Raw genomic sequence first — 22462 nt, forward strand, 5'->3', positions numbered from 1 at the left:
CTCTTCGTGTCGTTGCCGGAGCTCCACCGGTGAACTGCGGGAAGGGACGGGCGAGTTCATCTAAAGTGGGCCGATCGACATTTCGGTTGTCTGGTGATGAAGGAGGGCACGGATGGCATCCGTGGTCGCCGTGCACGGGGTGGGCAAGCAACTGCTGGGCGAGGACGGCCTGCTGAAGGACTGGCGGCCGGCGCTGCTGGACGGGCTGCGGCGGGCCGACGGTCCCGAACTCGGCCCCGGCGACCTTTCCATGGCCTTCTACGGCGACCTGTTCCGCCCGCCCGGCCGCACCCTCGCCGTCGGAGATCCGCTGTACACGGCGGCCGACGTGGCTCAGGGGCCGGAGACCGAGCTGCTGTACGCGTGGTGGGAGGCCGCGGCCGCGGTGGACGACCGGGTCGTGCCGCCGGACGCCAACACCCTGGCGCGTACGCCGCGTTCGGTGCAGACCGCGCTGCGGGCGCTGTCGGCGTCCCGGTTCTTCTCCGGCCTCACCCTGCGGCTTCTGGTGTCCGACCTGAAGCAGACCACCCGCTACCTGCTGGACCCCGACGTGCGCCGGGAGGCCCGGCAGCGGGTGACCGACGCGATCGGCGCCGACACCCGGGTGGTCGTGGCGCACTCCCTGGGTTCGGTCGTGGCCTACGAGGCGCTGTGCGCGCTGAACGGGCACGGGGTCCGGGCCCTGGTGACGCTGGGGTCGCCGCTCGGGATGCGGATGGTCTTCGACCGGCTGTCGCCCGCGCCGGAACCGACCGGTGCCTGGCCCGGTGGCCCGTCGCTGGCCTGGACGAACATCGCCGACGAGGGTGACGTCGTCGCCCTGGTCAAGGATCTGCGGCCGCGCTTCGGGGAACGGATGACCTCGGTGATCGTGCACAACGGCGCGCACGCCCACGACGCCACCGCGTATCTGACCGACCGGCTCACCGGCAAGGCGATCACGGGAGGGCTGGATGCCCGCTGAGGACGGCGCGCGCCGGTACCTGCTCGCGACGGCGGTGCCGCGCTATCACAACGACCCACAACTCGACCGCCCTGAACTGGCGCAGGCCCGCGACGACGTCATCGAGCTCTTCACGAAACGCTTCGGCTACGAGCACGTCACGACCCTCGGCCTGAACCCCACCGCCGTCCAGCTCACGCAGGCCGTGCGGGACTTCTGCGTCTCCCCCGACCGCAGACCCGACGATCTCGTGGTCCTGTACATCGCCGCCCACGGCGAGGTCATCGAGATCAACAACAGGCACGTCCTGCTCACCTCGGAATACCGGCCCACGGATCTCGCCGCCGCCCTGCCGACCGACGACCTGGCCAGAGCCGCACTGCTCGAAACCCCGGTACGGCGGTTCCTGCTCATCCTGGACACCTGTTTCTCCGGCCGGGGCGGAGACCAGCTCGCCGCCTCCGCCGTAGGGCAGATGGCGCTCGACTGGGGCGCGGAGGACACCGAATCGGGCTTCGTCGTTCTCTCCTCCGCGCAGAAGAACGAGTCCGCCGAGTCCGGGGCCTTTCCGGCCCTGCTGCGGGAGGCCGTGGACGCCCTCGCCGGCGCCGGCGGTGTGCTGCCCCTGGGCAGGCTCGTGCAGCAGATGCAGTCCAGCGAGAACCGGCCCGGCTACCAGCGCATCAACTGGCATCCCGTGGGCCTGAACGGTGACGTCCCCCCGTTCCTGGCCCTGCCGGCCGCCGCGCCCCCGCCCCGGCCCGCCACGCCGGCCACACCGCTCAGTGCGGCCCGTCAGTCCGGCGCCGGCCCTCTCTTCACCGACGCCGAACCGCCCCTGTTGCAGGGCATCGACGGGGAGCAGCGCCGCAAGGCCGCGCTCCAGCTGTGGGAGCGCTGGACGAAGCAGCGCCGGAGCGCGGCCCTGCTGCACGGCTTCTCGGGGGTGGGCAAGACCGACCGTGTCGTACGCCCCCTGATGGACGAGGCCCGGCTGATGCACGGCCGCACCACCGTGCTCGTCGATGTGCCGGAACATCCCGTCGACGCCACCAAGGAGCTTCTCGCGCGGCTGCACGAGCAGTTGGAACACACGGGCCACTACGAGCTGGCGGACGCCCTCGCGCCGGAACGGCGGCTCGACCGGGCACTGACCACTCTGCTGAACCGCGGGGTGCTGGTGGTCTTCGACGAGTTCCAGCGGCTGCTGGACGAGCGCGGCCGCCCGGTGCAGCCGATCGCGGACGATCTGAAGACCGTCGTGGCGCCGGGGCGGCATGGGGACGGCTGTCTGTGGCTGGTCTCCAACCAGAAGGCCGACCCGGTCTGGGCCCAGGACTTCAGCCCCGTGGAGCTGCCGCCGCCTCCGGTCGAGGACGCCGTGCGGATCCTCGTCGGCACCCGGGAGCGGGACGAGGCGGAGGAGTGGTTCCCGCCGGAGCGGCGCGAGGAGGTCGTGGAGCGGCTGGGCCGCAACCCGTTCGTGCTGCGCCTGCTGCACAGCCTGGTGGGCCCGTACGACTGGACGCTGGAGGAGCTGCTGGGACCGCCCAGCGAGGTGCCCCAGGCACCGTACGACCTCAGTCTGGTCGAGACGATCGAGAAGGAGCTGGTCGCCAAGGCGACCGAGCGGCTCACGCCGTCGGCCCGGGCCGCACTGCGCAATCTGTCGGTGCTCGCGGACTGGGCCGGCCAGGACCTGGTGAAGGCGATGACCAGGGACCTCGGCGACTTCTCCGAGCTGCGCAAACAGCTCCAGAAGCGGTTCCTGCTCCAGGTCCGTACGGTCGACAACGAGACGACGCACACCCGTAGCACCCACTTCCAGGTGCACCCCGCCGTGCGCGAGGTCGTCTGCGTCCGCATGCGCGAGGACGAGAAGGCCTGGAAGGCCGCCCATCGCCGCGCCGGACTCTGGTACGCCCGCCCGCTCTACGCGCAGGACCCGTCACGGTCCGGCGACCACCGGCTGGCACTCGCCCTGTCGGCGGCCCGGCTGCACTTCTCCGAGGGGAAGCTGGACGACGAGCTGGCCCGCATGGCGCGGACGATCGGCGGCTACCTGGAGCGGAAGTACGGCAGGGGGCGCTACCACCACTCCCTGCCCGAGTCCCCGGCGGAGCTGAGTGCCCGTATCGAGCTGATGGAGGCCTATCTCACCGACGGCGGCTCGCCGTACACCCACCATCATCTGGCCATGCTGCTACGGCTGCGCGACGCACCCGGTGATCTGAAGAAGGCGCTGGTCCACGCGCGCGAGGCGACACGGGGGCGCTCCGAGATGTATCCGTGGAGCCTGCTGCTGAAGCTGGTGCGGGACGTGGAGGGTCCCGAAGCCACCGTGCGCGAGGGCCGGATCGCGCTGGCGAAGGTCAGGGAGCAGAAGTTCGCCATCTACGACGAGATCGCCAAGTGCGAGGTCCAGCTCGGCCGCGTGCCGCAGGCGCTGGAGACGCTCCGCGAGGGGTGCGAGCAGGTGAAGTACAAGGACGCCTACCGGCTCGCCGATCACGCCGTCCCGTACGCGGCCGCCGAACCGACCGAGGAACCGTTGGTGCGAACGGCCCGGTGGCTGGGGGAGATCCCGGCCCTGACCGCGCAGACCTACCTCGCGGAGGTGCTGCTCCTGCAGCGCCGCGGGCAGTGGCTGGACTCGGCCCGGACCGCACAGCGTTACCGGCCGGCCCACCCGAAAGTCATCAACCTCGCGCTCTACGAGGCCATCGGCTGGCTGGGGGCCGGCGACCCCGTACGGGCGCAGGCGGCGCTGGACTCCTTCCCCGAAGGCATCCCGAACAGCCCCCGCCCCAAGCCGCACGAGGGCAAGACCTGGCTGGTGTCGCTCATCGCCCTGCACGGCGGCAATCTCGAACGGGCCCGGGAGATGTTCGCCCTCTACCGGGGCGCTCCTCGGGAGGACGACACGGCGGAGGAGCTGCGGACCGCGCTCCTGTACGAGTGGGACCATCCGGAGGCCAGGATGGACGAGTCCAACCCGGCCTTCGTCGCCCCGGTCCTGCCGCCCTCCGTCACCGGGCTGCTCTCCCTGGTGGTGCGCCCCCAGTACGGGCCGCCGGTGCTGCCGGGCCATCACTGACAGGGATCCGCCGGCCCTCCTCACCCGCGGCCGAGTCGGTGCAGCTCGGCCTCGATGAGGTCGGCCGCCCGGCGGGTGCCGCCCTCCTGGGCCGTCTCGGCCTGGAGGGACTTCAGGCGCCGGTCCACCTCGGGGTCGTCCACCAGGGCGAGGGCGGCCTCGCGGAGGCGGTCGGCGGTGGCCTCCTCGGTGTCCAGCCGCCGGGCGACGCCGAGGGACACCAGCATGTCGGCGTTGCCGAACTGGTCCGCGGCCTGCGGTACGGCGATCATCGGTGTGCCGGTGGCGAGGCCCTCTTGGCTGCCGCCGGCGCCCGCGTGCGTGACGAACAGGTCGGCCTTTCGGAGGATCGCCAACTGCGGTACCCAGCTGTGCACTTCGACGTTGGCCGGGACGTCGCCCAGGTCGGCGGCGGACACATGGCGGCCGGTCTGGAGGACCATGTGCCAGCCGGGCAGGTCGCCGAAGGCGCGGACGCACGCGCGGTAGAAGGCGGGCTGTTTGGTGAAGGCCGAGCCCAGGGACACCAGCACGACCTTGTCGGCGCCGGCCGGGCGCTGCCAGTCGCCCTGTTCGGCACGGTCGCCCTGGCAGGGGCCGACGAAGCTGTACACCCGTTCGTCGACCCGGTCGGCGTGCGGCTGGAGGGCCTTGGGGATGAGGACGATCGAGCGGCTCGGGCGGCCGGCGAACGGGTCGGGATGCCGAGTGATCCCGTTCTCCGCCAGCCATGCCTCGAACCGGGCGTAGTACGCCTGCCCGCGCGCGGTTTTCCTCGGCTCGGCCCACATCGGCTCGGCGACCTCCTCCTCGTACCCCTCCCAGGCGACCAGGTTCGGTGAGAGGGAGATCGCCGGGACGCCCCAGCGGTGGGCGAGGACGCGGGCCGGGTAGGAGGCGATGTCGTGCAGCACGAGGTCGGGCTCGTCGCCGTCGTAGGCCTCGACGAGCTGCGGAAGCGCCTGGATGGCGTCGGCCAGGAACGGCTCGACGTTGTCCAGGAGGGTGGTCCCCCACGCTTCCGGGTCGGCGCCGGGTCCGGGCAGCGTCGAGGTGTACGGCACGGGCCGCGCCCCGGTCTCGGCCACCTTCTCGGCGAACACCGGCGGGATGGCGTACGTGACCCGGTGTCCCCGGGCGACGAGTTCACGGATCACCTCCAGGCTGGGGTTCACGTGGCCGTGCTGGGCGATGGAGAACATGGCGATGTGTGCGGGACTGGTCATGCACCCGAGGCTAGACGAGACGAGACGTCTCGTCCAAGCTGTTTCTTTCGCGCGATGTACGAATGCGAGACTGGCCGCGGAGATCCGACCGCACGGAGGCACGATGGACGAGGCACGGGCACGGGACGTACTGGCCGCAGCGGGGGTGCTGCCGGGACCGGCCGGGGACGCACGGCTGCTCGCCCTCGGGGAGAACGCGGTGTTCGCCGCCGGGGACCTGGTGGTGAAGGTGGGCCGGGACGCCGAGCTGCTGGAGCGGGCCCGGCGTGAGCTGGACATCGCCGGCTGGCTGGCCGAGGCGGGCGTGCCGGCGGTGCGGGCGGCCGAGCCGAAGCCGTGGCTGGCCGACGGTCATCCGGTGACCGTGTGGCACCGGCTGCCGGAGCCGGTACGCCCCGCCGAGCCGCGCGATCTGGCGGAACTGCTGCGCACGGTGCACGCGCTGCCCTCTCCTCCCTTCACCTTGCCGCCCCGCGACCTGCTGGGCGGCGTCGAGCGCTGGCTGCGGCTCGCGGGCGACGCGATCGACCCCGAGGACGCGGCCTACCTCCGCGCGCGTCGGGATGGTTTCACGGCGGCCGCGGCCGCGCTGACGCCCCATCTGCCGCCGGGGCCGATCCACGGCGACGCACTGCCCCGCAATGTGCACATCGGGCCGGACGGGCCGGTCCTGGTCGACCTGGAGACCTTCTCGGCCGACCTGCGCGAGCACGACCTGGTGGTCATGGCCCTCTCCCGCGACCGGTACGGGCTGCCCGCCGAGGCGTACGACTCCTTCACCGAGGCGTACGGGTGGGACGTACGGGAGTGGACCGGCTGTGCGGTACTGCGCGGGGCCCGCGAGACGGCCAGCTGCGCCTGGGTGGCCCAGCACGCGCCGGGCAATCCGAGGGCGCGGGACGAATTCCGGCGGCGGGTGGGGTCGTTGCGGGACGGGGACGAAACGGTGCGGTGGTACCCGTTCTGAGCGCCGCGTAGGGGCGACCGCCAGGGGGTGTCGTTCGGATCAGGCCGGCCGTGACGAACGGTGCGGACCGGCCGACCCGAGCGGGCTCTGGTGCATGCAGCTGCACGGTGGAGGAGGCCGTGACATCAGCCGCTGCCGCGGCGGGCGACGCGATGGGGTCCCTCCCGCGCGGGGGAGTCGGCGACCGACGACAACGCCGCAGATGTGCGTGCCAGAGCCCGCGACGCCGGGATGATCCAAACGACACCCCCTAGGCGGGCTGGCTCTCGGCCGGCTCCCGCACGGGCCACGCCCCGTCCACCACCGCTCCCGCATCCCCCTTGCGCCGCAGGAACGCCTGGAAGTCCGCCGCCCACTCGGCGTACCACTGGATCTGGCGGCGGTGCAGTTCCGCCGGAGACAGGGACGCGATCTTGGGGTGGCGGTCGGCTATCGCGCCGGCCAGGCGGGCCGCGGCGAGGGCGTCGGCCGAGGCGTCGTGGGCTCGGTCGAGGACTATGCCGTACTCAGCGCAGACCGCTTCCAGGTTCCGCTTGCCCCGGCGGTAGCGGTCGGCCCAGCGGTCGATGGTGTAGGGGTCGATGACCGGGGCCGGGTCGGCGCCGGCCAGGCGGTCGGCGAGGGACGGCAGGCCGTGCCGGCGCAGCTCGGCGGAGAGCAGGGTGAGGTCGAAGGCCGCGTTGTAGGCGACGACCGGGACGCCCGCCCGCCAGTACCCGGTGAGGACCTCGGCGAGGGCGTCGGCCACCTGGTCGGCGGGCCGGCCCTCGGCCGCCGCGCGTGCGGTGCTGATGCCGTGCACCGCCACCGCGTCGGCCGGGATCTCCACGCCCGGATCGGCCAGCCACTCCCGGCGTCCCACGGGCTCACCGGCCCTGACCTCGATCACCGCGCCGGTGACGATGCGCGCCTCGCGCGGATCCGTGCCGGTCGTCTCCAGGTCGAAGCCGATCAGCAGCTCACGGTGCCAGCCCATGGCGGCCCCCCTTCTCGGTGGTGCTTTCCCCCAGTGGCCTCCACCCTCGCACGCGGCACTGACAATCCGAGGACAGCATTCCGCTTACGCCGGTGGACAGTTCAGGACACGGGGCGCGAATCCGCCCAAGCCAGCTCGAATTCCTCACGGTATGTCGGGAAGAGCCCGGCTTCGCTGACATCGTCCGCCTTGACCAGCTTGCTGCCGTTGCGCAGCACGAGTACCGGCGACTCCATGCCCCGCGCGCCGCGCAGATAGGACTGCACCACGGCGATGCCGTCGGCGCCGTCGCCGTCCACCAGGTAGGCGGTGAAGCGGGGTGTCTCGTCGTACACCTGGATCTCGAAGGCGCCCGGGTCGCGCAGCCGGGAGCGGACCCGGCGCATGTGCAGGATGTTCATCTCCACCGAGCGGCTCAGCTCGCCCCGCTTCATGCCCAGTTCCCGCTCACGGCGCTTGACCGCGCTGGAGGCCGGGTTGAGGAACAGCAGCCGCACCCGGCAGCCGGACTCGGCGAGGCGGATCAGGCGGCGCCCGGAGAAGTTCTGCACGAGCAGGTTGAGGCCGATGCCGATGGCGTCGAGGCGGCGGGCGCCGGCGAAGAGGTCCTCGGCCGGGAACTGGCGCATCAGTCGCACCCGGTCGGAGTGGACGGCGACCACGTCGGCGTACCGGTCGCCGACCAGGTCCTCGACCGCGTCGACGGGCAGCCGGCGTGCGGAGGGGACGTCCCCGCCCGCGCCGAGCATCTCCAGCAGCCGCGCCGAGGCGCGCTCGGCCTGGCTGAGGACCGCCTCGGACAGGGCCCGGTTGCGGGAGACGACGTTGCGGGTCACCTCCAGCTCGTCCAGGGCGAGTTCGAGGTCCCGGCGCTCGTCGAAGTACGGCTCGAAGCACGGCCAGTGCTGCACCATCAGCTCGCGCAGCTGCGGCAACGTCAGGAAGCTGAGCACGTTGTCGTCGGCGGGGTCGAGCAAGTAGCCCTTGCGGCGGCTGACTTCACGGACGGCGACCGCGCGCTGCACCCACTCCTGCCCGGCCGGCCCGGCCGCGGCGACCACCCAGTCGTCCGCGTGGACGGGTTCGTAGATGGGCCGCAGGACGGCGGCCACGACCGCGCGCAGCCGCTGCTCGACGAGGTTCAGCCAGATGTAGGCCCGGCCGGCCCGCTGGGCGCGGGTGCGCACCTCGCGCCAGGCGTCGGCGTCCCAGTCCAGTTCCGGCCCGATGGACCCCGCGTCCATCGGCCGGGCCAGGGACACCGCGCCGGGCGGGACGTCTGCGGAGTTCCCCTCGTGACCCTCGTCACCAGGGGGCAGCTCCAGCCCTCCCGAGCCCACCCGTGCACCGCCTTCCGCCCCCGGGGCCTTTCCCGTCTCAACGATCAAGGAAGGGTACTCCGGGACCGGTCGGCGGTGCAGCCGGATGGACAGGTCGGTTGTCCAACTGTTTTCCTCAACACTGCCTGTGCCGACGGCACTTCTCCGAAGCCGCGTCACGCGGAGTGAGCGGATTCATAGCGCCGGCGTTCCGCGGGGTGCCGACGGGCCCCCGCCGCCGTACCGTCCACGCTGGTCATGGCCGCCGGGGCAGGTGCCGTAGGGCCCGGGGACCGGCCCCGGGGCGCGGAAGGTTTCGTCACTTTCGGGAGACTCGGGGCCGAGGCGCCCCCCGGGCGGGCGGCACACCTGTCAGAGTCGTCACCATGCAGGTCTGGCCTGGAGAGGCGTATCCGCTCGGCGCCACCTATGACGGCGCCGGAACCAACTTCGCGGTCTTCACGGAGGCCGCTGACCGAGTAGAGCTGTGTCTGCTGCACGACGACGGCTCGGAGACGGCGGTGGAACTGCGCGAGAGCGACGCGTTCGTGCGGCACGCGTACGTGCCGGGCGTGATGCCGGGACAGCGCTACGGATTCCGGGTGCACGGCCCGTACGACCCCGGGCGCGGGCTGCGCTGCAACTCCGCGAAGCTGCTGCTCGACCCGTACGCGAAGGCGGTCAGCGGGACCGTGCGGTGGGGCGAGGAGGTGTACGGCTACCACTTCGGCGCCCCCGAACGGCGCAACGACCTGGACTCGGCGCCGCACACCATGACCTCGGTGGTGATCAACCCGTACTTCGACTGGGGCGACGACCGGCCGCCGCGCACCGGGTACCACCACACCGTCATCTACGAGGCCCACGTCAAGGGCCTGACCATGCGTCACCCGGGGCTGCCGGAGGAGCTGCGCGGCACGTACGCGGCGCTCGCCCACCCGGCGATCCTCGAACACCTGACCACGCTCGGGGTGACCGCCCTGGAGCTGATGCCCGTCCACCAGTTCGTCCACGACCACCGGCTGGCCGACCTGGGCCTGAACAACTACTGGGGTTACAACACCATCGGCTTCTTCGCCCCGCACAACGCCTACGCCTCCTGGGGCGACCGCGGCCAGCAGGTCCTGGAGTTCAAGTCGGCGGTCCGGGCGCTGCACCAGGCCGGGATCGAGGTCATCCTGGACGTCGTCTACAACCACACGGCCGAGGGCAACCATCTGGGTCCGACGCTGTCCTTCAAGGGCATCGACAACCCGTCGTACTACCGGCTCACGGACGACCGCCGCTACTACATGGACACCACGGGCACCGGGAACTCGCTGCTCATGCGGTCCCCGCACGTGCTTCAGCTGATCATGGACTCGCTGCGGTACTGGGTGACCGAGATGCACGTCGACGGCTTCCGCTTCGACCTCGCGGCGACGCTGGCTCGGCAGTTCCACGAGGTGGACCGGCTGTCGTCGTTCTTCGACCTGGTGCAGCAGGATCCGGTGGTCTCGCAGGTGAAGCTGATCGCCGAGCCGTGGGACGTGGGCGAGGGCGGCTATCAGGTGGGCAACTTCCCGCCGCTGTGGACCGAGTGGAACGGCAAGTACCGCGACACGGTACGGGACCTGTGGCGGGGCGAGCCGCGGGCGCTGGCCGAGTTCGCCTCCCGGCTGACCGGCTCCTCCGACCTGTACCAGGACGACGGCCGCCGCCCGCTCGCCTCCATCAACTTCGTCACCTGCCACGACGGCTTCACGCTGCACGACCTCGTGTCGTACAACGACAAGCACAACCAGGCCAACGGCGAGGACGGCCGCGACGGCGAGAGCCACAACCGGTCGTGGAACTGCGGGATCGAGGGCGAGACCGACGACCCGGGTGTGCTCGGGCTGCGCGCCCGGCAGATGCGGAACTTCGTCGCCACGCTGATGCTGTCCCAGGGTGTGCCGATGATCAGCCACGGCGACGAGTTCGCCCGCACCCAGCAGGGCAACAACAACGCCTACTGCCAGGACAACGAGCTGGCCTGGGTGCGCTGGCCCTCCGACGAGGACGACGGTGAGCTGCTCGCCTTCACGCGCGCGATGGCACGGCTGCGCAAGGAGCATCCGGTCCTCCGGCGGCGGCGCTTCTTCCATGGGCGGCCGGTGGAGGGCACGCACGACGCGCTGTCCGACATCGCCTGGTTCACCCCGGAGGGCGGCGAGATGACCCAGCGGGACTGGGACTCGGCGCGGGCGTCCGCGCTGACGGTGTTCCTCAACGGCAACGCCATCTCCGAGCCCGGCCCGCGCGGGGAGCGCGTCACCGACGACTCGTTCCTGCTGATGTTCAACGCCTCGCCGGGTCCGCTGGAGTTCCTGGTGCCGGTCGACCACGGCCGGCAGTGGCAGGTGGTGGTCGACACGGCCCGCCCGGTGGGGGTGCCGCCGGGCGGCGGGGCGAAGGTCGGGGCGGGCGACCGGATCACCCTGCCGGACCGCAGCCTGACGGTGCTGCAGCGCCCCGCCTGACGTCAGGGGGTGGTGCGGGCCGGTTCGTCGTCCACGCGCGCGCGGAGCCGGTGGCGATCACCCACGGCGGAAAGACTCTGTCGGATCGTCGTCCACGCGCGCGTGCGGAGCCGGTGCGGCCCGTCCGGAGTGGGCCGTCGGGCGGGCCGTCAGGGCGATGACGAAGGTGAGTGCGGCCGCCGTGCTCGCGACCGCGAAGGCCGCTCGTGGGCCGTAGGAGTCGGTGAGGCGGCCGGTCACGGCGACCGAGAGGGCCTGGCCGCCGACGAGGGCGCTGGTCGCGAACGCCATCGCCTCGGCGAGCCGGGCCGGCGGCACCGCGCGCTCGGTGAGCCCGAACACCGTGATCAGATGCGGCGCGTAGGCGACCCCGAGCACGGTGACCACGGCGTACAGACCGGCCAGGCCGTGCGTGCGCAGCAGCGGCAGCGACAGGACGAACGCGGCCGCCGTGGCCAGCCGCCGGCGCGCGGGCAGCCCGAAGCGGGCGGGTACGGCGGCCATGGCGAGCCCCGCCGCGGCACTCGTCACACCCATGGCGGCGTACACGAGCCCCGCCTGTTCCTCCTGCCCGAGCCGGGCCGTGAGCGCGGTGATACCGGCCTGGCAGGCACCGAACATGGCGCCCTGAAGGGCGAGGGAGGCCCGCAGGGCGTGGACGCAGCGGGGCATGGGGGCGAGCGCGGTCACGGCCGCGGCAGGCACGCGTGCGCGTTCCCGAGCCCCGGCCTCGGCAGCGGCAGCGGCACGCGCGCGGGTGGGGGCGGAGTCCTCGGAGGCGGGGGCGTCGGGCAGGCGGGCGGAGGCACGGTCCTCGGGCGGCTCGGTGCCGGCCGGCGCGTGTGCCGGGTGCTGGTTCTCCGGGGCGGGGGCGATGGTCAGGGCGGTCGGGTGGAGGGCGAAGGCGGTGCCGCAGACGGCCACCAGCAGGGCCGCGCCGGCCATCGCGTACGCCGGGTGGGCGAGGACCGAGGCCAGCCCGACGAGGGCCGGGCCCAGGACGAAGGACATCTCGTCCAGGGTGCTCTCGACGGACAGCGCGGCGCCGACGGTGGACTCGGGAGCGCCGGAGCGGCGGGCGAGCGCGACCAGGCGGGCGCGGGCCAGCGGGCCCACGAGCGGCATGGTGCCGCCCGCTGCGGCGCCCAGGAGGGTCAGGACGGCCGTGGGCAGGGCCGCCAGGGCGCCGGCGACCAGGGAGGCCACCGCGAGCGCGTTGGCGAGCGAGAAGGCGAGGACGACCCTGCGCTGACCGTGCCGGTCCGCGAGCCGCCCCACCACCGGTCCGCAGACCACCTGGCCGAGCGCGAGCGCCCCGCCGGTCAGCCCGGCCGCGGACAGGGAGCCGCTCGTCCGGGCGACGAGCAGGACGCTGCCGAACTGGACGGTCGCCGTCGGCAGCCGTCCCAGGAAGGACACGCACGGCAGCAGCGGCCCGGTCAGGGCGATCACCTGACGGTAGGTGTCCCGAGTACGGCGCCGGTCCGGTCTCCCCGTTGTCCCCATCGCTCGAAGCTAGGCACGCGCGCGTGAGCGCGTGCAGGGACCGATGACACGAAACCGGGCGGTCTGGGTACGTAGGTTTCCATGACTCCTGTGCGACCCGGGCCACGGGTGCCCACGGCCACCTACCGCCTCCAGCTCCAGCCCGCCTTCCCGTTCGCCGCCGCCGCGGCGGCCGTGCCGTACCTGGCGTCGCTCGGCGTCTCGCATCTGCACCTGTCCCCCGTCCTGGAGGCCGTGCCCGGCTCCACGCACGGCTACGACGTGGTGGACCACGCGCGCGTGCGCGAGGAGCTGGGCGGCGAGGGGGGCCTGCGCGCGCTGGCGGAAACCGCGCGGGAGCACGGTCTGGGCCTGGTGGTGGACATCGTGCCCAACCACATGGCGATGGCGCCCCGGCACAACCACGCTCTGTGGGAGGTGCTGCGCGAGGGGCCCGCCTCGCCGTACGCGCGCTGGTTCGACATCGACTGGGAGGCGCAGGGCGGGCGGGTGCTGCTGCCGGTGCTCGGCGGCCCGGTCGGCGCGGAACGCGAGCACCTCGTGGTCGACGGCGACGTGCTGCGCTACCACGAGCACGCCTTTCCGCTCCGCTCGGGCACCGGGCACCTGCCGCTGCCCGAGCTGCTGGACGCCCAGTGGTACCGCCCGGTGTGGTGGCGGCTCGCCCGCACCGAGGTCAACTACCGCCGTTTCTTCAGCATCTCGGAGCTGATCGGGGTGCGCGTGGAGGACCCGGAGGTGTTCGACGCCACCCACGCCAAGATCCTCCAGCTGCTGGCGGAGGGCGTGGTCGACGGGCTGCGCGTCGACCATCCCGACGGGCTGGCCGACCCCGACGGCTATCTCGCGCGGCTGCACGAGGCGAGTGGCGGACGCTGGACGGTGGTGGAGAAGATTCTCGCCGACGGCGAGCGCCTGCCGCCGTCCTGGCCCGTCGCGGGCACCACGGGGTACGACGCCCTGCGCCAGGTCGACGGTCTGTTCACGGACCGCGCCGGGGCCGGTGAACTCCTCGCCGGGTACCGCCGGTTCGCGGCCCCGCAGACCGACCGGGGCGGCGACTGGGAGGCCACGGTGCGCCGGGCCGCCTACAACGTGCTCACGCACGAGCTGGCCGCCGAGACGGACCGGCTCACCCGGACGGCCGCCCGGCTGTGCGCGTCGTCGCCGGATCTCGCACTGCGCGACCGGGCGCCCTGGGCGCTGCGCACGGCCCTGGTGGAGCTGCTGGTCCGGATGCGGGTGTACCGGCCGTACGCCTCGGGTGACGCGGCCGCCGTCGTCACCGAGGAGGCCGCCGCCGAGGCCCGGCACGCCTTCGTCGTGCCCGAGGAGGCCGGCGCGGTGGACGTCGTACGGCGGCTGCTGGTGGACGCGGACGGGGAGGTGGCCGGGGCGGCGGCCGGGGAACTGCGCGCGCGGTTCGCGCAGACCGCGTCGGCGCTGCGCGCCAAGTCGGTGGAGGACACGGCGTTCTACCGCTACGTCCCGCTGCTGTCGGCGACCGAGGTGGGCGGCGATCCGGGCCGGCCCGGGGTGTCTCCGGAGGACTTCCACGCGTACTGCGCGCGCGTGCAGCGGGACTGGCCGGCCACCGGCACGGTTGTCTCCACGCACGACACCAAGCGCAGTGCCGACGTCCGCGCGGCGCTGGCCGTGCTCACCGAGTGTCCCGCGCGGTGGGCACAGTTGCTGGCCGAGGTGACGCTGCCGGAGGAGGGCGTGCCGGACGGGCAGCTGGCCTGGGCGGCCTGGCAGACGGTGTTCGGGCTGGGTCCCGCGGACGAGGAGCGTGCCGAGGAGCGGGTCCAGGGGGCGCTGTTGAAGCATGTGCGCGAGGCGGGCCTGTACACCAGCTGGACGGAGCAGGAGCCGCCGTACGAGGAGGCGGTGGCCGCGTTCGTCGCGGCCGGGCCGTGCGGGCCGCCCGGCGAGCGCGTGGCCGCGTTCCGCAAGGCGCTGGAGCCGCATGTGCGGGCCAACGTCCTCGGCACCGCGCTGGTCCATCTGACGATGCCCGGGGTGCCGGACGTGTACCAGGGCACGGAGGGCGAGTACCGGGCGCTGGTCGACCCGGACAACCGGAGGCCGGTGCCGTTCCCGCCCGGGGCGCCCGGCGAGAAGGACGCGGTGACGGCGGCGGCGCTCCGGCTGCGCGCCCGGCGCCCCGGCGCCTTCGGTACCACCGCGACGTACACCCCGCTGGCCGCCGAGGGACCGGCGGCCCCGCACTGCGTGGCCTTCGTCCGCTCCGCAGCGGTGGTCACGGCGGTGACCCGGCTGTCCCTGCGGCTCGCGGAGGCGGGCGGCTGGCGCGGGACCCGGCTGGCGCTGCCGCCCGGCCGGTGGGCGGATGTGCTCACCCCGGGGCGGGAGTTCGCGGGGCACGCGCGTGTGGCGGATCTTTTCGAGCGGCTGCCGGTGGTGCTGCTGGAGCGGACGGACGAGGGGTGAGGGGCGTCGCGGCAGGCTGCGGGTCGGCCGGCCGGGGCCCGTGGCCGGCCAGGTGGTGCGCAGGAGGCCGGTGAAGGCCTCGGCGGCTCCGGTGAGAGGCACGCGCGCGAGACGACCAGGGGGCGCTTCCAGGGCGGGTCGGGGTGAGGATCGCGCAGTCCTCACCGCCGACGCCACCCACGACGTCGGCCGAAGCCACGCACACACCGACGGCGCCGGCGGGAGGCACGCGCGCGAGACGACCAGGGGGCGCTTCCAGGGCGGGTCGGGGTGAGGATCGCGCAGTCCTCACCGCCGACGCCACGCACAATGTCGGCCGAGGCCACGCACACACCGACGCCGGTGGCGGCCCTGCGCACGGCTGTCGAGGTGTGCTCCGTCCGTGCGGCGCTCTGCGCACGGAACCCGGCCTGCGCGCACGCCCGGTCGAGGAAGCGCTCGCCGTGCACCACGGGTTCCAGGGCGCAGCGGACCCGGGCGCGGTCGGCGAGTTCCGGCAGCCGCACCGTCGTACGGCCCGCGAGCCGGTCGTCGAGCGGTGTCACCAGGACGAGTTCCTCCTCGCCGACCGGTACGACGGTGCCGGGCGGGCCGGTGGACAGGTGCTGGGGCGTGCATCTGGTCGGGCCGCACGTGTCGAAGATGATCGCCGAGGGCCGGCTGATCGTCGGCCGGGACGCCGAGCCGGCGGACGTGGCCCGCCATGTACACGGGCATCCGACGCTGTCGGAGGCGGCGTGCGAGGTGTTTCGGACGCTCGCGGGACGCGGCCTTCACCAGCAGTGAGCCCACGCCCCACAGTGCCCGGACCGCGTCCCGGGAACTGCGCCCGGGCGCCCCTGGAGCCTCCCCCGTCGGGTACTTGACAGTTCACCCATCCCGTGCGGGACTGGGAGGGCGAAGCCGGGCGGACGAGTCGGGGGTGAGTTTCCTGCCGGAGCTGCGCTATCCCAGCGTTCCCGAACTGATCGCCTCCGCACAGGCGTTGGCCGCTCAGGAGCCCGGGCTGTGCGCGCTCAGACAGGTGGGCGTCTCGCGCGCGGGAAGACCCCTGCACCTGCTGTCGGTGGGGCATGCCCGGCGGGCGGTGCTGGTGGTGGCCGGCGCGCACGCCAACGAGCCGACGGGGGGCTCCACCCTGCGGGTGCTGGCCGAACGCGTTCTGGCCGAGCGGGAGTTGCGGGCGGATACGTCCTGGCACTTCCTGCTCTGCGCCGATCCGGACGGCGCGAGTCTGCATGTGACCCCGGCGCCGCGCAGCCTGCTCGACTACCACCTCGGCTTCTACCGGCCGACGGGCGCGGAGCAGCCGGAGTGGTCGCCGTCGGTGCTGCCGCCGGACCGGCTGCCGCCCGAGACCCGCACGCTGACCGGGCTGATCGACGAGCTGCGCCCGTACCTCCAGGTGACGCTGCACGGCACCGATCTGGGCGGCAGCTGGGTGCAGCTGACCAGGGACGTGCCGGGGCTCGCGGAGCCGTTCGCCAAGTCCGCGGCGCAGCTGCACATCCCGGTGGAGACGGGTGCCTCGGACGCCGCCGGCTGGCCGGCCGCCGGCCCGGGGGTGCATGTCATGCCCGGCCCGGAGACGGGCGTCGCCTACCCGAGCATGCCGGACGACGCGCGGCACAGCACGTGGTACCACGCGCACCGGTACGGCGGCCTGACGGCCGTCGTGGAGGTGCCGATGTGGGCCAGCGACCTGGTGGACGACCGGGCGCCGCACCCGGCACCGGCGGCGGCGATGCGGAGGCTGGCGCGGCGGCTGACGGGGGACGCGGGCGAGGTGGAGCGGATACTCGCCGAGGCCCTGCCCCGCCTCGACGGCATGGACGGTCCGCTGCTGCGGGCCGCGCGCTGGGTGCTGGGGCTGATCCCGGGCCTGGCCGAGGACTGGATCCACACCCCGCCGGCAGGCACCACGATGGCGTACGTCGGCAGTGTGGACGCCTTCGGGCGGCGGCTGCCGCTGCGCGCGGCGGCGATGCTGCTGCGCGTGCTGCGGGAGACGGACGACCGGGCGGCGCCGCGGCTGGAGCGGCTCGTCGCCGACTGGTGCGACGCGTTCGCGGTGCGTTTCCGGGCCCGCTGGGTGCCGTTGGAGCACCAGGTGGAGCATCAGTCCAGGACGGTGCTGGTGGCGGCGCAGCAGGCCCGGGAGCGGGCGCTGTGAGCAGAGCTCAGGCGGTCGCCGGGAGCAGATCTCACCCGTCGAGCGCGAACACCGCTCCGGTGCGCGCGTTCATGACGCAGGCGTTGGGGTAGGTCTGCCGGAAGTCGACCGGCCGGCCGTTCCACTGCCCGCGCGCGTAGGCCGTCACCGGGGCGTAGATCATCGGACAGAAGACGTTGTCGGCCGGCATGCGGGCGATGTCACCGTCGGCGGCGGCGAGTTCCGCGCAGGCCTCGGCGGCCCGCGGGTGGGCCTGCGGCGGGTCGCACAGCAGCAGCGCGCCGCGCGTGGTGCCCGTCGGAGCGTCGCCCCGGGTGACGATCAGGGAGAGCCAGTTGCGGGGGAGGTCGTCGCGGGGCGCCGCGTGGGCCGGGCTCGCGGCGAGGAGCCCGGCGGCCGACAGCAGGGCGCCGGCCGCCGCTGTCACTCTGGTGAGGTACGTCATGCCCCCAGCATCGGCACGCCGGCCCGGGTTCCCCGGCCGGCTCGGCCCGGCTCACCCGAACGGGAGGGCACACGCGCGGGAAAGAGCACCAGTTCGAACCCGGCCGACCGCCACAGCCGTACGGTCTCAGCTCACCGAGAGCCGGAACCCCATCCTGCCGAAGGCGACCAGATCACCCTCACGGACCACGACCGCACCGGTCACCCGGCGGCCGTTGACGGTGGTGCCGTTGGTGGAGCCGAGGTCCCTCAGGACCCACATGTCCCCCTGGCGGTGCAGCTCGGCGTGCACGCGCGAGACGGTCTCGTGGTTCAGGCGCAGCCCGTTGGCGGGGTCGCGGCCTATGCGCAGCGGGTGGGTCTGCCCGGGGTGCGGCAGCAGCAGCTTGGGCAGCCGCTCGGCCTGCCAGGCGCGGCGCAGCCGTACGGTGAACCCGGAGACGGCCTCGACGGTGCCGAACACCGCGCGGGAGAGACGGTTCTCACGGGGCAGGTCGGCGACGAGGGCGGCCAGCTCGTCGGCGTGGCGGGCGGAGAGCGCCAGCTCCATGCGGCGTACGAACGTGTCGTGCGACAGCCGGCCCTTGGCGACGCCGTCGCGCAGCACCTGAAGCGCCTTGTCGCGCTCCGCGTCGGACAGCCGCGCGGGGTACGTGGAGAACTCGAAAGACGACGTCACGGAGGTGATTGTCGGTCAGCGAACCCCGGGTGTCCAGAAAACCGGGAATCGCCGGTCACGCGCGTGTGGATTCCGCGACACCGGCGGGGGAAGGCCGCATTCGAGCGCGTATGGGGCGTCCGGACGGCACGATGGGGGGCCGCGGGACGTCATCACGGTGAGCAGACGAAGGGGAACCGTCCGTGCAGTTCGAGGTGTGGGCACCGCAGGCAGACCGAGTGACGCTCCAGTGCGAGGGCGCCACGCGCGCGTTGGCGCGCGATCCCGACCGCGCGGGCTGGTGGACCGGGGAGGCGGAGGCGGGCGACGGCGCCCGGTACGGGTTCGCGCTGGACGACGGTCCCGTCCTGCCCGACCCGCGCTCGCGCCGCCAGCCGGACGGCCCGGACGGGCTGAGCGCGGTCGTGGACCACGGGCGGTACGCGTGGCAGGCACGCTGGCGGGGGCGCGGGCTGCCGGGGGCGGTGCTCTACGAGCTGCACGTGGGCACGTACACCCCGGAGGGCACCCTGGACGCGGCCGCCGGACGGCTGGAGCACCTGGCCGAACTGGGCGTCACCCATGTCGAGTTGATGCCGCTGTGCCCGTTCCCGGGGCGGCACGGGTGGGGGTACGAGGGCGTGTCGCTCTGGGCGGTGCACGAGCCGTACGGCGGCCCCGAGGCGCTGAAGCGGTTCGTGGACCGGGCGCACGAACTCGGTCTCGGGGTGGTACTGGACGTCGTGCACAACCACTTGGGCCCCTCGGGCAACTATCTCCCTCGGTTCGGGCCGTACTTCACCGACGCGCACCACACGCCGTGGGGCTCGGCGGTGAACCTGGACGCGCCCGGCTCGGACGAGGTGCGCGCGTTCCTGATCGGCAGCGCGCTGGCGTGGCTGCGGGACTACCGGATCGACGGGCTGCGCCTGGACGCGGTGCACGCGCTGCGCGACACGCGCGCGTACCCGTTCCTGGAGGAGCTGTCGGCGGCCGTGGACGCGCTCGCCGCGGAGCTGGACCGGCCGCTCACGCTGATCGCCGAGTCCGACCTGAACGACCCGCGGTACATCACCCCGCGCGCGGAGCACGGGCTCGGACTGCACGCGCAGTGGAACGACGACTTCCACCACGCCCTGCACACCGCGCTGACCGGCGAGGCGCAGGGCTACTACGCGGACTTCGCGCGCGACCCGTTCGCCGCGCTCGCCAAGACGCTGACCGGCGGCTTCTTCCACGACGGCACGTACTCCAGCTTCCGGGGCCGGCACCACGGCCGCCCGCTGGACCGCTCGCGTGTGGCCGCGCACCGCCTGCTCGGCTACGGCCAGACCCACGACCAGGTCGGCAACCGCGCCCAGGGCGACCGGCTCTCCGCCCAGCTTCCCCCCGGCCTGCTGGCCTGCGCGGCGGCGCTCACGCTGACCTCGCCGTTCACGCCGATGCTGTTCATGGGCGAGGAGTGGGCGGCGGGCACGCCCTGGCAGTTCTTCACCGACCACACCGATCCGGAGCTGGCCGAGGCGGTACGGCGGGGCAGGCGACGGGAGTTCGCGGCGCACGGCTGGGCCGAGGAGGACGTACCGGACCCGCAGGACCCGGCGACGCGGGACCGCTCCGTCCTGGACTGGTCGGAACCGCAGCGCGAGCCGCACGCGCGCGTGCTGGCCTGGTACCGCCGCCTGATCGCGCTCCGGCACGAGCAGCCGGACCTCACCGACCCCGACCTGGCCGACACGAAGGTGGCGTACGACGAGGGGTCCCGCTGGCTCGCCTTCCGACGCGGCGACGTACGGGTGGTGGTGAACCTGGGCAAGGAACCGGCGTTCATCCCCCTGGGCACCCGGCCCGCCCTGCTCCTCGCCGCCTGGGACCCGGTCGACGCCCCGGACCCGAACGGCCTGCTGGAGCTGCCGGGCGAGTCCTGCGTGGTGCTGTCCCAGCCCTGAGCCCAGGGGGTCCCGCCCCGCCGTACGGCGGTCTAGGCGTCCGGATCGCCTTCTTTCAGGTCCGTCACCCGTTCCAGGAGGATGGGTTCCCAGGCGCGGCGCAGTTGGGTGCGCAGGAGGGGCAGGGGGCTGTCGTCGCGGCCATCGAGGCGGTCGGTGAGGCGGATGACCGTGTCGCAGCGGGCCAGCCACAGGCCGCGCAGGCAAGGGCGGGCGCCGTAGCCGGCGAGGGTGGCCGCGCGGACCGCCGCGCCGGAGCCGACGGCGAGGACGAGCCCGGCGATGTCCTCGGCGGGGTCGGCGACGGCCGCGTCGGTCCAGTCGAGGACGCCGCGCACCCTGCCGTCGGCGCTGACCACCAGATGCTCGCCCTTGAGGTCGTGGTGGACGAGCACGGCGCTGCCGGGCTGGGCCGCGAGCTGGGCCGCGCCGGGCGGGGTGAGCTGGTGCAGGCGCGTGGGGTCGAACTCGTCGGCGGCGGCGAGGCGTTCGGCCGCGTGCACGGCCATGCGGCGCAGCGCCTCCAGGGAACGCGGGGCGAGCCGCGGCACCCCGAGCGTCTCGGCCTGCCGTACGGGCACCGTGCGCAGCCCGGTGAGCAGCCCGGCCAGGTCGGCCTCGCCGACGGCCGAGACGTCGTGCTCCTCCGCGGTGCCGCCGGGAATCAGGGTGTCCAGCGTGTAGGTGAGGCCCGGCGCCCACTCGCCGTGCGCCACGCCGGCCGGGACGGCGACGGGGAGATGGGGCCGCACCAGGTCGCGCAGGCGCAGCTCACGGCGCTGGCGCACGGCGGCCTCGCGGTCGGGGGCGAGCCGCAGCACATGGCGGGTGCCGACCCACCACGTGGAGTGCTCGCCGCCCTCCGTGACGGGCCGGACGTCCGGTCCCGCGCCGCCTGCGGTACCGGCCGCGCTCTCCTTGAGGAGCGAGCGGACCAGTCGGCGGACGGTGTCCGCGGTGGGTGTCGGTGCCTGGGTCATGGATCGCGCCGTTGCCGTTCGGGGATGGGGTCGCGAGGGATCTCCCTGGGCCGGTCAGCCCACGACGACCAGCTCGCGGGTGGTGTTGTTGAAACGACGGCCGCCCTCCTCGGTCACCGTGACGATGTCCTCGATGCGCACACCGAAACGGCCGGGCAGGTAGATGCCTGGCTCGACGGAGAAGCACATGCCGGGCACCAGGGGCTGTTCCTCGCCCTCGATCATGTACGGCGGCTCGTGCGTGGTGACGCCGATGCCGTGCCCGGTGCGGTGGATGAAGTACTCGCCGTACCCGGCGTCGCTGATCACCGCGCGGGCGGCCCGGTCGACCTCCTGGCAGGCCACGCCCGGCCGCACGGCCCGGTAGCCCGCCTCCTGGGCCTCGCGCACGATGTCGTGCACCCGGCGTTCCTCCTTGCTCGGCTCGCCCACGTGGACCGTGCGGGTGGTGTCGGAGCCGTAGCCGTCCTTCAGGCCGCCGAAGTCCAGGACGACCATGTCGCCGTCCTGGATGACGCGGTCGCCGACCTCGTGGTGCGGGTTGGCGCCGTTGGGTCCGGAGCCGACGATGGTGAAGTCGACCTGCGAGTGGCCGAAGCGGCGCAGCAGGTCCGCGAGGTCGTGGCCGACGTCGGACTCGCGGCGGCCGGCGAAGGGAACCTTCCGGATCTCCTCGAACGTTGCGTCGGCAGCGGCTCCGGCCGCCGCGAGGAGTTCGAGTTCGGCCGCGTCCTTGACGGCGCGCAGCATGGGGAGGGCGTCGGTGAGCGAGGCGTACGAGGTGTCGGGCAGGGTCCGCTGGAGACCGAGCAGATGCATCGCCCAGGTGTTGTCGCTGATGCCGAACCGGCCGTGGCCGTCGAGGAGGGCGGCGGTGACGGCGTAAGGATCCTTGCCGTCGGTCCAGTCGCGCAGGGTGAGCGCGGTCGCCCCGGCCGCGTGCTCGGCGTCCGGCGCCTCCAGGGTGGGTACGACGAGCACGGGGTCCTGGCCGGGGGTGAGGACCAGCACGGTGAGCCGTTCGGTGACGGCGGTGGGCGTGTAGCCGGTGAGCCAGACCATGTCGGGTCCCGGCGCCACGAGCAGCCCCGCGAGACCGGCGTCGGCGGCGGAGCGCGCGGCGCGCTCCATCCGGGCCCGGTAGTCGTCGGCGGTGAAGGGCGGGGTCGTGCTACCGGTCATCCGGTCCTCCGGGCGCGGGTGAGGGTACGGGGCGATGGCGTCTCGTGCAGCATCCTGCCCGGCCGACCGGGGTCACGCGAGCCG

Annotated in this window: 15 protein-coding genes and 2 pseudogenes; 8 read left to right on the forward strand and 9 right to left on the reverse strand. The window is 73.6% G+C overall.

Going from position 1 to position 22462, the window contains the following annotated elements:
* Positions 1 to 112 precede the first annotated feature (112 nt).
* Positions 113 to 967: a lipase family protein gene (locus tag O1G22_RS09780; protein ID WP_270080988.1), complete on the forward strand. Its 855-nt coding sequence runs from the start codon at positions 113 to 115 to the stop codon at positions 965 to 967.
* The gene (locus O1G22_RS09785) at positions 957 to 4043 is read left to right on the forward strand and encodes a caspase family protein (RefSeq protein ID WP_270080989.1); all 3087 of its coding nucleotides are present in this window, start codon (positions 957 to 959) and stop codon (positions 4041 to 4043) included. Before O1G22_RS09780 ends, O1G22_RS09785 begins: the two co-directional genes overlap by 11 nt.
* A 20-nt stretch (positions 4044 to 4063) precedes the next feature.
* Here O1G22_RS09785 and mgt read toward each other — a convergent pair.
* Positions 4064 to 5333: pseudogene (mgt, locus tag O1G22_RS09790) on the reverse strand (macrolide-inactivating glycosyltransferase).
* A gap of 39 nt (positions 5334 to 5372) precedes the next feature.
* Here mgt and O1G22_RS09795 point away from each other — a divergent pair.
* Entirely contained in the window at positions 5373 to 6236 is an 864-nt protein-coding gene (locus O1G22_RS09795; protein ID WP_270080991.1) for a phosphotransferase enzyme family protein, read from the forward strand.
* 250 nt (positions 6237 to 6486) lie between these two features.
* Here the strand turns inward: O1G22_RS09795 and O1G22_RS09800 are convergent, their stop codons facing one another.
* Entirely contained in the window at positions 6487 to 7212 is a 726-nt protein-coding gene (locus tag O1G22_RS09800; RefSeq protein WP_270080992.1) for a 3'-5' exonuclease, read from the reverse strand.
* Positions 7213 to 7313: 101 nt separating this feature from the next.
* A complete protein-coding gene (locus tag O1G22_RS09805) occupies positions 7314 to 8552 on the reverse strand; it encodes a DUF5919 domain-containing protein (RefSeq protein WP_270080993.1) in 1239 nt (412 codons plus the stop codon).
* Between the two features lie 365 nt (positions 8553 to 8917).
* Between O1G22_RS09805 and glgX the strand changes: the two genes are divergently transcribed.
* Positions 8918 to 11032, forward strand: coding sequence for a glycogen debranching protein GlgX (glgX, locus tag O1G22_RS09810; RefSeq protein WP_270080994.1), 2115 nt, complete (start codon positions 8918 to 8920; stop codon positions 11030 to 11032).
* 57 nt (positions 11033 to 11089) lie between these two features.
* On the opposite strand, the gene O1G22_RS09815 is transcribed toward glgX, so the two are convergent.
* Complete coding sequence (locus tag O1G22_RS09815; protein ID WP_270080995.1) at positions 11090 to 12538, reverse strand: MFS transporter; 1449 nt, start codon at positions 12536 to 12538, stop codon at positions 11090 to 11092.
* Between the two features lie 81 nt (positions 12539 to 12619).
* Between O1G22_RS09815 and treY the strand changes: the two genes are divergently transcribed.
* Positions 12620 to 14992, forward strand: coding sequence for a malto-oligosyltrehalose synthase (gene treY, locus O1G22_RS09820; protein ID WP_270080996.1), 2373 nt, complete (start codon positions 12620 to 12622; stop codon positions 14990 to 14992).
* 161 nt (positions 14993 to 15153) lie between these two features.
* On the opposite strand, the gene O1G22_RS09825 is transcribed toward treY, so the two are convergent.
* Positions 15154 to 15537: a LysR family transcriptional regulator substrate-binding protein gene (locus tag O1G22_RS09825; RefSeq protein ID WP_333492225.1), complete on the reverse strand. Its 384-nt coding sequence runs from the start codon at positions 15535 to 15537 to the stop codon at positions 15154 to 15156.
* Between the two features lie 55 nt (positions 15538 to 15592).
* Here O1G22_RS09825 and O1G22_RS09830 point away from each other — a divergent pair.
* Together O1G22_RS09830 and O1G22_RS09835 are read left to right on the forward strand one after the other, a co-directional pair.
* Positions 15593 to 15778, forward strand: a pseudogene (locus O1G22_RS09830) (dihydrolipoyl dehydrogenase); the annotation flags it as partial.
* 136 nt (positions 15779 to 15914) lie between these two features.
* The gene (locus tag O1G22_RS09835; RefSeq protein ID WP_270080997.1) at positions 15915 to 17165 is read left to right on the forward strand and encodes a M14 family zinc carboxypeptidase; all 1251 of its coding nucleotides are present in this window, start codon (positions 15915 to 15917) and stop codon (positions 17163 to 17165) included.
* A gap of 31 nt (positions 17166 to 17196) precedes the next feature.
* On the opposite strand, the gene O1G22_RS09840 is transcribed toward O1G22_RS09835, so the two are convergent.
* Both O1G22_RS09840 and O1G22_RS09845 read right to left on the reverse strand, forming a co-directional pair.
* Positions 17197 to 17610 (reverse strand): SSI family serine proteinase inhibitor, encoded by a 414-nt coding sequence (locus tag O1G22_RS09840; RefSeq protein WP_270080998.1) that lies wholly within the window; start codon positions 17608 to 17610, stop codon positions 17197 to 17199.
* Between the two features lie 126 nt (positions 17611 to 17736).
* Entirely contained in the window at positions 17737 to 18288 is a 552-nt protein-coding gene (locus O1G22_RS09845; RefSeq protein WP_225095624.1) for an FHA domain-containing protein, read from the reverse strand.
* A 182-nt stretch (positions 18289 to 18470) separates the two neighbouring features.
* On the opposite strand from O1G22_RS09845, the gene treZ reads away from it, so the two are divergent.
* Positions 18471 to 20216, forward strand: coding sequence for a malto-oligosyltrehalose trehalohydrolase (treZ, locus tag O1G22_RS09850; protein WP_270080999.1), 1746 nt, complete (start codon positions 18471 to 18473; stop codon positions 20214 to 20216).
* Between the two features lie 32 nt (positions 20217 to 20248).
* Here the strand turns inward: treZ and O1G22_RS09855 are convergent, their stop codons facing one another.
* Entirely contained in the window at positions 20249 to 21196 is a 948-nt protein-coding gene (locus O1G22_RS09855) for an aminoglycoside phosphotransferase family protein (protein ID WP_270081000.1), read from the reverse strand.
* Between the two features lie 54 nt (positions 21197 to 21250).
* Positions 21251 to 22378, reverse strand: a complete 1128-nt coding sequence (locus O1G22_RS09860; protein ID WP_270081001.1) for an aminopeptidase P family protein — start codon at positions 22376 to 22378, stop codon at positions 21251 to 21253.
* Positions 22379 to 22462 lie beyond the last annotated feature (84 nt).

It is taken from the genome of Streptomyces camelliae, assembly GCF_027625935.1.
Classification (GTDB): Bacteria; Actinomycetota; Actinomycetes; order Streptomycetales; family Streptomycetaceae; genus Streptomyces; species Streptomyces camelliae.